We start from the raw sequence: 15,385 nt of genomic DNA on the forward strand, positions 1-15,385 counted from the left end.
CCTCTCTTAAAAAGGATCCGCAGTCACCCTAAACTTCATATCTGCTTTTACGGTTACATCTTTAGTAAGGGTTTCTTTTAAGGTAACTTGTGTCCTTATTTTGTATTTATCGGCTTTAATGTATTTATCAAGTCTTGCATCGGTACAAATTAAATCGATTGTATTGCTTGAGGAATTGATATTATCCTGATAAGCCAGTTCAATTTCATCAGAATCTGTTGTGGAAATGTACAAGTGAACTGATTTCAAAAATGTAAATGTTTTATCTGACGGATCTGAAATCGATAATTTTAGAGATCTTATTTTTACATCTTTCACCAAACTTGCTTTGGTTTTGTTGTTGTTAAATTCAGTCGAAGAATTGGTTGTTACATCCGGAGTAATGATTTCTGATGGTAAATTAATAGGTGAAGTACTTTTAATTATAATCGAAGTTTCATTCGAAATAGTAAAGCTCAATAAATCATCGACAGCACTACAAGAGTTTAAAAATAAAGATAAGAAAAGTGAAAGAGCAATTAATTTAGATTTCATAAAAGGGTTTTTTCTTAAATACGGTTTTTCTTGAAGATTGGATTTTTCTTTTTTGAGGTTCAAAGGAGCAAAGGCTCAGAGTTGCAAAGGTTCAAAGCGGCAAAGGTTCATAGGTACAAAGGTTTTTTTGAAGGCGCTAAGTTTCTAAGATGCTAAGTGACTATGTTTTTTCTTTTCAAGTTCAAAGAGTAATAAAGAAAAGACTTAATAAAATCATAGATTTTAAACCTCTGAACCTTTGCATCTCTGAACCTTTGAACCTAAAATCGGAACAATGAAAAAAAAATAAAATTTTTCATTGTTCCGATTTTTAAGATTGAAATATAAAAAGTATTTTTGCGCATGCAACACAACGTACTTATTTTAGATTTCGGATCGCAATATACACAGCTTATTGCGCGTAGAGTTCGCGAATTAAATATATTCTGCGAAATTTTCCCTTACAATCACTTTCCTAGTGATTTATCACCTTATAAAGCCGTAATTTTAGGAGGAAGCCCATTTTCTGTTCGCGGAGAAGATGCTCCACATCCTGATTTATCTCAAATTCGAGGCAAGCTACCTATGTTGGCAGTTTGTTACGGAGCACAATACTTAGCCCATTTTAGTGGAGGTGAAGTAGCATCTTCGAACACCAGAGAATATGGTAGAGCCAATTTATCTTATATTAAAGAAGGTGAAACTTTTTTTAATGGCGTTTCAGAAAACAGCCAGGTTTGGATGAGTCATAGCGACAGTATCAAGGCTTTACCAACAAATGCGGTGAAATTAGCAAGTACTCATGATGTAGAATTTGCTGCTTACAAAATTGAAGGCGAAACTACTTATGCTATTCAATATCATCCGGAAGTTTTCCATTCTACAGATGGATCAAAAATGCTGGAGAACTTTTTAGTAAATATTGCCGAAGTTCCTCAAAACTTCACACCAGGTGCTTTCGTAGAAGAAATGGTGGGAGAATTAAAAGAGAAATTAGGAAACGATAAAGTTGTTTTAGGACTTTCCGGCGGAGTAGATTCTACTGTTGCGGCAGTTTTATTACATCAGGCAATTGGAAAAAACTTATACTGTATTTTTGTAAATAACGGTTTATTACGTAAAAACGAATTCCAAAATGTATTAGATCAATATAAAGGAATGGGATTGAACGTAAAAGGCGTAGATGCCGGAGATCGTTTCTTAGGCGAATTAGCCGGAATTAGTGATCCTGAAACCAAACGTAAAACAATTGGTCGTGTATTTATCGAAGTTTTTGATGATGAATCACACTTAATCGAAGACGTAAAATGGCTGGCGCAGGGAACTATTTATCCTGACGTAATCGAATCGGTTTCTGTAAAAGGACCATCGGCAACCATTAAATCACACCATAATGTAGGTGGATTGCCGGATTATATGAAATTAAAAATTGTAGAACCACTTAGAATGTTGTTTAAAGACGAAGTTCGAAGAGTTGGAGCTACTTTAGGAATAGATCCTGAATTATTAGGAAGACACCCTTTCCCGGGACCAGGATTATCAATTAGAATTTTAGGAGATATTACCCCGGAGAAAGTTCAGATTTTACAAGATGTTGATGCCGTTTTTATCGACGGATTAAAATCTTGGGGATTGTATGACAAAGTTTGGCAGGCCGGAGCAATTTTGCTTCCTGTAAATAGTGTTGGTGTGATGGGCGATGAGCGTACTTACGAAAAAGTAGTAGCGCTTAGAGCCGTTGAATCTACTGATGGTATGACTGCTGACTGGGTTCATTTACCGTATGATTTTTTAATGAAAGTGTCTAATGACATTATAAATAAAGTAAAAGGCGTGAATCGTGTAGTTTACGATATCAGCTCAAAACCACCGGCAACAATTGAGTGGGAATAAAGCTTGATTATCATTATAATAGATTAAAAAAATGTCCATATTTTATGGGCATTTTTTTGTTTTATTAATTAGGCAAAAATATTTAATGTTCTAAGTTGTAACAAAGATGCAGGTGATAATAGTGCTATTTTTAAAATTAAGTTACATTTGTAAAGCCCTAATTTTTTAAACCTACTATTTATGAGAGAACTTTTAACGATTTCTCTTGTCTTTATTTTGTCTTTTAACAAAATAACTGCGCAAGATTCAATTATTGAACACAAAATTCAAAAAGGAGAAACTGCCTATTTTATTGCCCAGAAATACAAGGTTTCTGTCGAAGAAATTTACAAACTCAACCCCGAGTCGGAAAGCGGAATCAAAGACAATCAAATTATTAAGATTCCCGTTCACCCCGCAGAAAAACAAAATCACGATCAGCAAATAACTCATATTGTTGGTGCAAAAGAAACCCTTTTTGGTTTATCAAAACAATACAATGTTTCTGTAGAAGCGCTTCAAAATGCAAACCCAATTCTTGCCAACGGACTTCAGATTGGTCAGGAATTAATTATTCCTCAGAATATTGCAAATCTTTCTAAAACAGAAATAACAACTTCTTCAAAAGTAACCCATCAGGTTGTTGCAAAGGAATCTTTGTTTAGTATTGCCAGACAATATAATGTTTCGGTTAATGATTTAGAAAATCTAAACAAGGAAGTTCTTCAAAACGGATTGCAAATTGGTCAGACAATTTCAATTCCGAACAAAAGAAAAACCTTAGATGGAAGAGTTCGTGTAATAAATCAGGAAACTATTTTTCATGTGGTTGAACCAAAGGAAACCAAATTTTCGATTTCAAAAAAATACGGAATCTCAATTGATCAGTTGGAATCCCAAAACCCTGAAATCGTAAACGGATTAATTGTTGGCAATAAATTAGCCATTAATACAAAGGAAGTAAAAGCAACGACTGAAGGTGAAGAATTGATGTTGGCTTTAGCCGAAAAACAAGTTGTAGTTGAAAAAGGAAAAGCCAAAACGGTTGAATTAGAAGATTTAAAAGACAGATTGGTTGTTCAGAAAGAAATGAATCAGAAAATTATCAAGATCAATGATTTAAAAGTCAATCTGAATAATATGAACGGTTCTAAGGAAAATTCGGTTGAAAAACTGCGATTAGTTCTTGAAGCGAATAAAAATGTTCAGGATATTTTAATGGCAAAATTAGATTCATTGGTAAACACGATGAATAATGATTTAGTTGATTTAAAAAGAATGGATATTTTAAATGTTGACGAATCAAAACGTTTAGAAAAACAATCGTATGCAAGCATTGGACAAACCAGTGAATTATCATCTCAATTAAAAAAAGAACTGGCTGAAAACCGAAAAGCATATGCTGGTTTAATGAATAAAGTGGAGAAAATTGCTGTTGAAGAAAATCAGGAATACAAGAAGAAAATCCGCGAAGGCGAAAAAAATAATAACGTAACTTCTTTACAACAACGACTTTCTTTAGAAGAAATAAAACGCTATAAAATAAATCAGGAACAAGGTGATGCACAAAACCAGCTTTTGATTGCCAAAATAGATTCGCTTGATACTCAGAAAAAAATCGAAGTAAAACGACATATTAGTAAAGCTACTTATTATAGTATGGAAGCCAGAAAATTTGATGATAAACTGGCTTTGATAAAATTGAAAAAATATCAGGACGACGCCATTAAAAATCAAAATAAAACAAATTCATCTGAATCTTCAAAAACAGTTTCGCTGGAAGAAATGAAGCGTGAACTAAAGGAAAACCCTCTTAAAACAGATATAAAAGTAAAGATTGAAGTTTATGATAATCTTAAAGAAGTTTCAAACGGCTATTACTTAGTTTTAGGTATATTTACAGACTCCTCGCTAAGAGATAAGCTCATTATGAAACTCATTGATTCTGGCGATTTTAACGCTAGTTTCTTCTTTAATATTAATAGTCTTTCGTACTATGTTTATGCAGATAAGTATCAAAATATGGAAGAAGTCTTGTATAAATGCAAGAAAAATGAAGAAGATGAGTTATATAAAGAGATTATAATTGCTAAGGCAGAAATTGATCTTAGATAATTATTAGCGATAAAATAACAAGTGGCAAGAATCTTGCTTTGAAGAGAATTGAGTATCTTGTTTTGAATTAAAAATTAAATTGTTTTAAGTCTTATTTATGAAATATTATTCAACATTATTGTTTCTTGTTTTTTTTATAACGTTTTCTGCTTTTTCACAAGAAAAAGTCATTAAATATACTGTTACAAGTGGGGAAACGGTTAACCAGATTGCTGTTAAATTTAAGGTTACGCCTTATGATATTTATGCATTGAATCCAGATGCAAGAAGAGGAATTTCTCCTAATACAGTTTTGCTGATTCCAACCAATAATGCGAAATCATCTGCGGTTAAATCTGAAGCTGTTGCAGCAAAAACGAGCGCAAATACAAAAGAAGTAATTCACGAAGTACAACCAAAAGAGACTTTTTATAGTATTGAAAAAAAATACAATATCTCTGATGAAGCTTTGAAAGCGGCAAATCCAGGTCTGGAAAAAAGCGGTGTCCAAATAGGACAGAAATTGGTTATTCCTGCAAAAGGTTCAAAAGCAAAATCCTCTGTAACGGCAGAAAAACCTGCTAAAGAAAAAGCTCAGGATAATAAATACGTTTATCATGATGTTGTGGCAAAAGAAACTAAGTTTTCAATTGCTAAACAATACGGGATTTCAATTGAAGAATTAGAGAAACGCAATCCTGAAATTGTTTCAAATTTGCCAGTTGGTTTTAGATTAACCATAAAAGGAAAAGCGCCTAAAACGGAAGCTTCAACTCCAGCCGTTACTGCAAATACTGCAAAACCGACTGAAACTAAAAAAGCAGCAGAAACTTCTAAAAAAGCGACTACTTACATGGACTATCAGGTGAAACCGAAAGAGACATTATATAGTTTGTCAAGAATTTTTCATTTGACTCAGGAAGAATTGACTCAATTAAATCCTGCACTTTCTGAAGGAGTAAAAGAAGGAATGGTTTTAAAAGTTCCAACAGGATATTTAGCACCTGCTCCAATTATTCCGCAACAACAACAGCAACCTGTTGAAAAACCTATAGAAAACACCAATACAGGAGGTTCAATTCAGATTATTGATAAAGTAAAGTCTGAAACAGTTACCGTTAATCCGGAAGTAGTTGAACTGAATAAAAAGAGAGGACAAAACGAGCGTAAAAAAGTGGTTTTATTGTTGCCTTTTAATTTGAATAAAATGCAAAACGATACGATGAGCACTGCCAATCGTATTAAAAATGATAAATTTTTGAACATGACTCTTGACTTTTATTCAGGAGCAATGATGGCAATTGATTCGGCTAAAACGTTGAAATTACCAATTGATGTTGCTATTTATGATTCGCAGGAAACCAAAACGAATTCAAATGTTTCGTCTTTAATTGCTCAGAATAAATTACAAGATGCAAATGCGGTTATCGGACCATTCTATCAAAACAATGCCGAAGCAACTGCAAATACTTTGCGCATGTACAACGTTCCTGTGATTTCTCCATTATCTAAAGATTCAGCGAATCCAATTGATAATTTGTATCAAACGATTCCAACAAATGATGTTGTTCGAAATGCAGTTTTTGATTATATGCGTTCTAAAAACGGAAACATAGTTGCGGTTGTAGATAAAAAGAAAGAATCGGTTATTAATTATATCAAACAAAATCAAAAAGGTGTTGTTTTTGCAGCACTTTCAGAAACGGGCGGTCTGGATGTAGCAAATTTAAAAAGTTTGTTATTGCCTAACCGAATGAATTATGTAGTAATGGAAACGGGAAATACCGCTATGATTAAAACAACTATCAAAGCCTTAATTGATTCGCAAAGAACATGTCAGGTACAATTGGTAATTTTAGAACCAAACAGTACGCTTGACACAGATGAAATTAGTTTTGATAATCTGGTTAAATTAAAATTGATGTATCCGTCTGTAACCCGCGAAAGTGACGAAGCAGCTGTTACAATCTTTGACAAAGAATACAGATTGAAAAATAAAGTGAATCCTAATACATATGCAACACGCGGATTTGATGTAACTTTTGATACAATGATGCGTTTGGTTCAGGGAAAAACATATCAGGAAACGGCAGATTTAATGACAACGGAACAAGTTGACAATAAATTTCAATTTTATAAAAAAGAAGATGGAGGACACGCTAACAAAGGTGTTTATATTTTATATTACGATACTGACTTAACTTTAAAAGTAGCAAATTAATGACATCAAAAGTAACCTATTTAGGAGATTTAAGAACAAAATCAATTCACGTGCAATCAGGAAGTGAAATCATATCTGACGCACCTTTAGATAATAACGGAAAAGGAGAAGCGTTTTCTCCAACTGATACAGTTGCAAATGCTTTAGCAAGCTGCATGATGACTATTATGGGAATCAAAGCCCGTGATTTAAACGTAGATTTTATTGGTTCTACAGCTGATGTAACTAAAATAATGAATGCTGAACCAAGAAGAATTGGAGCAATCGAAATTGCTTTTGAAATGAAAAGCGACGCCGATGAAAAAAATAGAATTATTCTGGAACGTGCCGCAATGACTTGTCCGGTATTTTTGAGTTTATCAAGTGAAATCGAAAAAGTAATTACTTTTAACTGGAAGTAATTTATTTGCAATATGAAATAAGAAAAGGGCACTTTAAAGTGCCCTTTTCTCGTTTTAATAACTAACCAATAAAAAATATTAACGCGTTGGGGGTAATGCATAAGTAAAATAATTAAACACATAGAAACATAGATTTTATGTTTTGAAAAAGTAAATTAAAAAGAAACTTGTTTCTCCCACATAGCTATGTTTGTTAATGCAAGTGAAATGCCTTTCTTGAGTTCAGTAATTCTATGTTTCTATGTGTTAAATATTTACAACCAACGGGTTATATTATTCTGAAAATTCTAATTTTTGTAATTTGTTCCATCCGCCACGCGTGAAATCAGGAATTTCTACAGGAGAAGAATTATTGTCAAGAGAGATTTCAGTTAAAGGACCCAAACAAGACCATTCGGCTAAATCGTAAACGTCCATATCAAGCGGAAGCCCTTTTTGCAGACAGTGAATTAAACGATAATCCATTACGAAATCCATTCCGCCATGGCCACCCACTTTTTTAGCTTGTTCTTCAATATTTTTTACAATTGGATGTTTGTATTTTTCCATCAATGCTTTTTTAACCTCTTCAGGAACAAAAGAATGCGCGCTTAATTTTTCGTGATTTGGTTTTACATCGTCGCCTAATTCTTTGCCATCTAAAGCATAACCTTCTAACGGATATTTGTTTGCAAAACCTTTAGTTCCGCTTAATTGGTACATTCTGCTGTATGGGCGAGGAGAAGTAACGTCATGCTGAATCTGGATTGTTTTTCCGTTTTCAGTACGAATCATGGTCATAGTATGATCTCCGTTTCTGAAATCTTTAATTTCCTGCCCTGATTTTTCTTTGATATAAGCAGGATTTCCAACTGCTTTTGTATCCATAGAAACTAAGAAATTCATTTTATCTCCACGGTGAATATTCAATGCCTGACACGCTGGACCCATTCCGTGCGTGGCATATACATCCCCACGATGTTTAATGTTGTAATCCATTCTCCAGTTGTTCCAGTATTCTCCCCAAAATGGCTGAAGTCCGTGAATATACGAACCTTCGGCATGAAGGATTTCTCCAAACAAACCATGTTGTGCCATATTTAATGTCGTTAATTCGAAGAAATCATAAACGCAATTTTCAAGTTGCATACAATGTTTACGGGTTTTTTCAGAAGTATCAATAAGATCCCAGATTTCCTTCATAGTCAACGCGCCCGGAACTTCGATAGCTACATGTTTCCCGTCTTTCATTGCCTGAACGCCTATTAATGCATGATGTTTCCAATCTGTGGCAATATAAACTAAATCAACATTTGGCAAAGCTGTGACTTTTTTCCATGCATTTTCATCACCAAAAAATTCTTGTGCTTTAGGAAGTCCTTGTTTGGTTAAAATTTCATTTGCTGATTGTGTGTTTTTTTCTAACATATCACAAAGTGCCACAATTTCGACACCTGGAATATGTGTCATGCGTTCAACTGCTCCTGGACCACGCATTCCAAGTCCTATAAAAGCCACGCGAACAGTAGGAATCGGTGCTGTTGCTAAACGCAAAACATCTTGCTGACCTTTTGAACGAGCCGGAGCTTTTGTTTTAATCATTTGTGCCGATGCGATTGTTGCTTCAAACAAAAGACAGGCTACTAACATGAATTTTAAAATACTAGTTTTCATAATTGAATTAATTTGATTTGAAATGATGATAATCGAAATACTAATTATTAGGAATTATTGTTTTATGTAATTTGTTTGTTTTTAAAAAGACTTTTAAGGTAATGTGTCAAAATTTATATCAGGTTTTTTATTATTTAAAGGTCTTGTAAATGTTGTTTGAGGCATTGTATAATCATTGAAAAAGCCTCCGTTTTTTAGATAAAAAGAAGTATTGTCAATTCCGCCTGCAAAATCCATTCGGTATTCTTTTGCTCCTGTATTGTCAGTTGTAAATCGTGCCGAATTTATTTCTGACCAAATTCCTTTTTCGTCACAAACCCATTGATTATTAAAGAGTACTTTGCGCGATAAATCTCCTTGTTCCGGAATAAAATTTTCTAAAAACGAGTGAAACCTTTTTAAATAAGTATTGGTTTCAGGACGATTAAAACTAGCGATTAAAAGCCATTTATCCAATTCAGGTGCATAAAAATAGGCGGTATAAGTTGTGGTATTATTGTTTAACGGAAATCCCTGTAATAGAAATTTGTAAGTTGTACCTGCTTTCCAATTGTATTTCAGATAGCTTTGACCACCGGAACCTTCATTACCAAATTCGCCTGTATGCACGTTTTCGCCTTTTTTTAGCATTTTGATTTTATGGGATTCTGGAATACTTGCCGGATCATCTGTTTTAAACGGACTCCAAACCGAAAATAAAACTCTTCTTTCTGATGCCGAATTTACCTGAATACCAAAATAACCTTCTCCAAAACCATTTGCCATAAAATACGAACCAATTTTATCCTCGTTTTCAGGAATTGTAAGTTCATTATAATACCACTTTGCGTTTACATTTTCAGGAACCTTATAGTTCAAATGAACTGATGGCCCACGACGTCCCCAATGATAAAAATTGCCTTCGTTATTGGGGACATACGATATTTTTCCTTCATAATCTTCGCTTGAAATAGTCAATCGGTTTATATTGGGAAAGCGATCATTTGTTTTACTTATTCCTTTTATTTTCAAAGCAACATAACCTTGCTGATTGATTTTCCAGGTTCCTATTGTTATTGCTTTTTTTGAAGTATCAAATTTTACTTTTTTAGCTTCGTTATTAATCGAAAACTCCAATTCTGATTTTCCATATACTTCCACCGATTCTTCGACTGTTAATTGAAAAGTTCCTGCTTTGGAAATTCTGAAATAAACTGTAAAATATTCCTCAGAATTTGTCCAGTTTTCGATACCATTATCAGTAATTGTGTTGTTTTCTTCTAAATGTTTAGAGCTGTAAGCGTTTCCTGCCAATGGTATTGAAATTTTGGTTTTCGGATTTATTACAGGATCTGTTTCGCTTTTTCCGATACTAGAAAAAGATACTAATAATGAGGTCAGAATTAAGTAAAATAAGTTTTTCATTGATAATGAGGTTATTTTTTTAAAATTACCTCTCTGACCAATTAAAATCAAAGAGGTTTTAAAACAAAACAATTCTAAATAATTAAGGATTTTGGGTTAAAGTTCCGGGATAAGCATTAATTTCTGATTGCGGAATATATTGAACCACTCTTAAACTTGAAGCCGGCCAGTCCGTCATTGGCAAATGCGGACCAGGATAATGACGTGTCATGGTTTGTCCGTTTCTGTAAACATCATAACCGCGATGTGCCTCAAAAGCTAATTCTAACTGGCGTTCTTCGTCAATACGCTGAACAGCATTTGCAGTATTTAATGAAGTATATCCTCCGCCAATAATCGATCTTTCGCGAATAATATTCAGGTTGGTTAAAGCGTTATTGTAATCTCCTTTTTTTGCATATGCTTCTGCCATATTCAGATACATTTCGGCTAATCTTGAAATAATAGGAGAGTGCAAGTGTGAATCATTATTTTGAAGGGAACATTTTGTGATGTAATACATTGGATAAACCCTGTTTAATAGCATCATATAATCTTTTTCACCTGTATACGTTTTTCCTTCATATACAATTGAATATTGATTATCGGCTGCGTTAATTGTGGTCAGGTTGTAATTTGTGGTGCCTATTGTGATATAAAATGAACCATCGGTATTTTGCTTAATGGGTTGCTGAATATAGTTGTAACCGGTTTGGGTGCCGCCTGTGTTATAAACATCGGTTACAAAACGGAAAGCTTCGGTTTTATTTCCTGCATCATCTGTTGTATATTGAGGATCGATAAAAGCCCAACGAGCATCTTTTTTGAATCCGGATTTTCTTAGCAAATCAAGATATTTCGCACTCGCATACATTTCGCCCCAGCCTTGTCCCTGAATATTGGCATACATTCCGCCAATTCCGTAAAAATGATCAAAACCGGAAAACTCAGATGCTACTTGTTTTACTGCAAAAATAGTTTCGGTTTGTTCATCAGAATCTGGTGCATAAGTGTTGTATTTCATAAAACTTTCTCTGCTCAGTAAAGTATATTTTCCGCTTGTAATTACCTTATTTGCATATTCTATTGATAATGCTGCATATTCCTGATTAGGAGTTTCATACGTTCCGCTCATGTATAAATATACTCTTGAAAGCATTGCCTGCGCGGCTTCTTTGGTTGCATAAGCTGCTGGTCTGTCGGTGGTCATTAAAGATTCGGCTTTTTTCAAATCGCTAATTGCCTGAGCGTAGGTATCTTTTACTGTTGATCTGTCCGGAAGGTTAAGATTATTTAAATCCGGAGGTAAACCATTTACAATTGGCACTCCTAAATTAGTTTCAGGAGATTGTGAATATGGTCTTCCATAAGTACGGCACAAATAAAAATAAATCATACCTCTTAAATAATAAGCTTCACCTAATTGCTGATCTATCGTAGCACTTTCTCCTTCGTCAATGATTTTAATCAAATCACTTGATTGCGAGATAATCTTGTAGCTGTTATTCCAGAAAACAGATAAACGGCCGTTATCAGGAATGTGCTGATAGGATATAAAAGAATAAAATGAATCTGTAGAGGTTCCTCTAATCATAATATTATCGCCGGGATATTCTCCAACTCTGTGCATAACATCAGACCATCCTTTTAATTGTGCATAACATCCGTTTAATAAAACCTCGATAGAAGCTTCTTTATCTTGTTGAATTTTATCTTGTGTGTAGGAATCAAATGGCTCTCTGTCTAAATCACATGAGGACAGGAAACTAATTGCCAAACATATTATAAATATCTTTTTCATGATTTTGTTTTTAAAGAGTTAAGTTAAGTCCTAATACAATTTTGCGTGTTTGAGGATATACTTGTGTCGCAACACCAGTTATAAGACCATTTGCAGGAGGTATTTCTGGATCAACTCCGGAATAATGAGTGATTGTAAATAAATTTTCACCGGCGACATACAATCTTAAATTCGTAATATGAAGATGCTCCAGAGGCAGGTTATATCCTAGAGTGATACTTCTCATTTTTAAGTAAGTTCCGGTTTCTAAAAATCGTGATGATGCTTTATTAGAGTTACTTGAATTGTTATAAAGTGCTTGCGGATGCGTGGCAATATCACCCGGTTTTTCCCAACGGCTCCATCCGCTTTGAAGATTCATTTGGTTTCTGTCTGTATAAGCGCCATCAGAATCGAATTCGGCTCTGGCATAATTGTAAATTTCACCGCCTACTGAATAACTGAAAATAGCAGCAAAATCAAATTTTTTGTAATTTACATTAGTAGAAAATCCTCCAAAAAAGTCCGGCGTATACGTTCCAATTACTTTTTGGTTTTTAGAAGCATCACCATAATTGGATGTTTTTACACGTTCACCTGCAGCATTTGTAGTAAACCATAATGGTTTTCCGTTTTCAGGATCAACGCCAGCCCATTCTGTCAAATACCAGCTGTCAACATCTTTTCCCGGAGTTAGCAGTTTTGATGCTGATCCTGAAATACCAGTTCCATCTCCCACAATAATTTCCTGTTTATCACCATAAAGACTTGTAACTTTATTTTTATTAGTGCCAATATTTGCATCTACAGACCAATGTAAATTTTCATTTTTGATTATTTCAACATTAACAGACGCTTCAAAACCTCTGTTGTTTACAGCGCCAACATTTTTCCAGATACTTGTCACACCAATAACTCCCGGAAGTGGAACCCGATATAATAAATCTGATGTGTTTTTATTGTAATAATCCAGCGTAATATTTACGCGGTTAAAAAAACTTACATCGATACCTACGCCACCTGTAAAAGTTTTTTCCCAGCTTAAATCAGGATTTGCCAATTGTGAAAGTAGCGCTCCCGGATTTTCATTATAACTTTGCGAAAAAGAATATAAAGGAAGGTGAGGATAAAGGCTGTTAGGACGATTTCCTACTGAACCATAACTGGCTCTAAGCTTTAAATTATTGATATAAGAGGCATGAAAAAAAGATTCATTGTGAATATTCCAACCGCCACTTACAGAGAAAAAGTTACCATATTGAGCATTTTTCCCAAAGTTTGAAGCCCCATCACGACGGAAAGAAACTTGCGCCAAATAACGATTGTCATACGAATAATTCACATTCGATAACAAGGATTGTACCGCCCATTGTGATCTGTTACCCGCCACTTTTTCAGGAACAGCAGCAGCATCCGGAACTACAATTCCGGGAGGAATTCCAGTGGCGACACTATTACTGAATTTTGAATTGTATTCGTTCCACTCATAACCTGCAAGAGCATTAAAGTCATGTTTGCCAAATGATTTATTAAATTTTACTAATTGGTTAGTGTAGATTCTGTTATATGTGGCAAAATTATCTTCAATTCTCCCTTTTACTGCTTCTCCGGCAGAAGAACGCGGATCTGAATAATAAGTTGAATTAGAATTACCAAAAATGTAATTGTTAACAGAAGCAAATGTAAGCGAACTTGTTAATTTGATATCAAAATCAAGATTTGTTCTAACAGTATAAACTTCAGATTCACCATAATTCCATTTTAAATCATATAAATAGTTCGATCCCGTTGTATTTACCCAAGTTGGGTTTGGGGCATTTCCTACCAAAGTTCCATCTTCCAGATACGGGCTGTCCCAAGGCATATTGCCATAAAGTGCACCCACAGAATGTTGCTGGTCATATGTTGTTTCCCGTGTTAAATTTACCTGAGGTTTTAGTGTAAACCAACTAATTGGTTTGTACTCAAATTTTATTAAACCATTGTATTTTTTATATTCATAACCTTTTATGGCACCCTCTTCATTATAAATACCAAGAGAAACGTAGCTTTTGAAATTTTCTCCGCCACCGCTGATTGATAAATTATAATCTTCAGCAATTCCGGTTTGTGTAGCATTATCCCACCAGTCAAAATTTTTGTTTTTTAATTCAGGATTCCACCACCAGACATTTTCAAAATCTTGTTTATTTTCAAACGAATCGTACAAATTATACAATTGCGATCCATTCATGATTTTAAAATTTCCGTTATTGATGGTCGTTAATGCCGTTTTAGCCGAAAAACTAATTTTAGATTTACCTGCTTTTCCGCTTTTTGTTGTTACTACAATAACACCATTTGCACCTTGTGAACCATACACAGCAGTCGAAGCCGCATCTTTAAGAACCGTTAACGTTTCAATATCAGATGGATTCATGTTTGCAGAAGTATTCCCCACAATAACTCCGTCAATTACCCATAAAGGATCTGTACTTCCGTTAACGGTTGTTCTTCCGCGAATAATTATTTTTCCTACCGCTCCGGGTTGTCCGCCACCCGTATTTACATATACTCCCGTAGCTTTTCCTGCTAACATATTTTCAACCGAAGAAGTTGTTACATCAACGATTTTTTTATTGTCTAAAGTTTGTAATGATCCGGTTAGACTCTCTTTTTTAACCTTACTGTATCCTACAACTACAACTTCGTCCATTTGTTCACCGGCTTCCTTCATTATGACTTTAATAATGCCGTTTCCTACCGGAACTTCCTGATCCTGCATTCCTAAAAAGGTAAAAACTAATATCGCATTGGGATTAGAAACTTCAATAGCAAAACTTCCATCCATATCCGTCTGAACTCCGTTTGTTGTGCCTTTTATAATAACATTTACTCCGGGAACAGGAATTCCTTTTTCGTCTACAACCTTTCCTTTTGTTATTTTTTGAAATGCCGGTAAATTGGTTTCGTTAACCGGAATTTCTTTTAAGGGTGCAGCAGCTGTAATTTGAAAACTTAAAGACAATAATGAAAGTAATGTCGCTTTTAAGCTTTTTTCAAGTACAGTATACAACCTTGAATTATCAGGTTTTTTGGAGAATACTTTTTTCATACTCTGGTTTGGTTTTGGTTAATTAATGTGTTTTTTGCCTGGTTATTTATTTGAATATTTTTTAAAATTAACGCATCATTTTTCGCCTTTTTGATGGTCTGAAAAAGAGATTTAGAATAATAAAAAAGAGAAAATTAAGACGTTCTAATTTTTTATTGTTCGACGAAACTATTGATTATATTTTTATTAAACAAGAAAAAACACGAAAAATGTGCTCGAACACACAATATTAGTGTTCTCGAGCACATAAAATTATGCTAAACGTTTTTTTTGATTTGAATAGATGAGATTTTTCTAAAATAAGACACAAAAAGCACACTCCTTTATTTTGTGCTTATTCACATATATAATATTTATTTTTTAGAGAATAATAA

General features: G+C 34.1%; 9 protein-coding genes. 4 read left to right on the top strand and 5 right to left on the bottom strand.

Going from position 1 to position 15,385, the window contains the following annotated elements; all coding sequences use genetic code 11:
- Positions 1–6: 6 nt before the first annotated feature.
- On the bottom strand, positions 7–534 hold the full coding sequence (locus tag KHA90_RS08385; protein ID WP_213297748.1) for a hypothetical protein: 528 nt from the start codon (positions 532–534) through the stop codon (positions 7–9).
- A gap of 342 nt (positions 535–876) precedes the next feature.
- Between KHA90_RS08385 and guaA the strand changes: the two genes are divergently transcribed.
- The 4 genes from guaA to KHA90_RS08405 all read left to right on the top strand — a co-directional run bounded on the left by guaA (position 877) and on the right by KHA90_RS08405 (position 7,101).
- Positions 877–2,406 (top strand): glutamine-hydrolyzing GMP synthase, encoded by a 1,530-nt coding sequence (gene guaA / locus KHA90_RS08390; RefSeq protein WP_213297751.1) that lies wholly within the window; start codon positions 877–879, stop codon positions 2,404–2,406.
- Positions 2,407–2,586: 180 nt separating this feature from the next.
- Complete coding sequence (locus KHA90_RS08395; protein WP_213297754.1) at positions 2,587–4,500, top strand: lytic transglycosylase; 1,914 nt, start codon at positions 2,587–2,589, stop codon at positions 4,498–4,500.
- Positions 4,501–4,597: 97 nt separating this feature from the next.
- A complete protein-coding gene (locus tag KHA90_RS08400; protein ID WP_213297757.1) occupies positions 4,598–6,700 on the top strand; it encodes a LysM peptidoglycan-binding domain-containing protein in 2,103 nt (700 codons plus the stop codon).
- A complete protein-coding gene (locus KHA90_RS08405; RefSeq protein WP_213297760.1) occupies positions 6,700–7,101 on the top strand; it encodes an OsmC family protein in 402 nt (133 codons plus the stop codon). The genes KHA90_RS08400 and KHA90_RS08405 overlap by 1 nt, the downstream gene beginning before the upstream one ends.
- Positions 7,102–7,374: 273 nt before the next feature.
- Here KHA90_RS08405 and KHA90_RS08410 read toward each other — a convergent pair whose 3' ends face one another.
- The 4 genes from KHA90_RS08410 to KHA90_RS08425 all read right to left on the bottom strand — a co-directional run bounded on the left by KHA90_RS08410 (position 7,375) and on the right by KHA90_RS08425 (position 15,011).
- Positions 7,375–8,754 (bottom strand): Gfo/Idh/MocA family protein, encoded by a 1,380-nt coding sequence (locus tag KHA90_RS08410; protein WP_213297763.1) that lies wholly within the window; start codon positions 8,752–8,754, stop codon positions 7,375–7,377.
- A 93-nt stretch (positions 8,755–8,847) separates the two neighbouring features.
- Entirely contained in the window at positions 8,848–10,158 is a 1,311-nt protein-coding gene (locus KHA90_RS08415) for a DUF3472 domain-containing protein (protein WP_213297766.1), read from the bottom strand.
- Positions 10,159–10,240: 82 nt separating this feature from the next.
- Positions 10,241–11,938 (bottom strand): RagB/SusD family nutrient uptake outer membrane protein, encoded by a 1,698-nt coding sequence (locus KHA90_RS08420; RefSeq protein ID WP_213297769.1) that lies wholly within the window; start codon positions 11,936–11,938, stop codon positions 10,241–10,243.
- 10 nt (positions 11,939–11,948) lie between these two features.
- On the bottom strand, positions 11,949–15,011 hold the full coding sequence (locus KHA90_RS08425; protein ID WP_213297773.1) for a SusC/RagA family TonB-linked outer membrane protein: 3,063 nt from the start codon (positions 15,009–15,011) through the stop codon (positions 11,949–11,951).
- Positions 15,012–15,385 lie beyond the last annotated feature (374 nt).

The sequence above is a fragment of the Flavobacterium psychroterrae genome (assembly GCF_018380615.1).
Classification (GTDB): Bacteria; Bacteroidota; Bacteroidia; order Flavobacteriales; family Flavobacteriaceae; genus Flavobacterium; species Flavobacterium psychroterrae.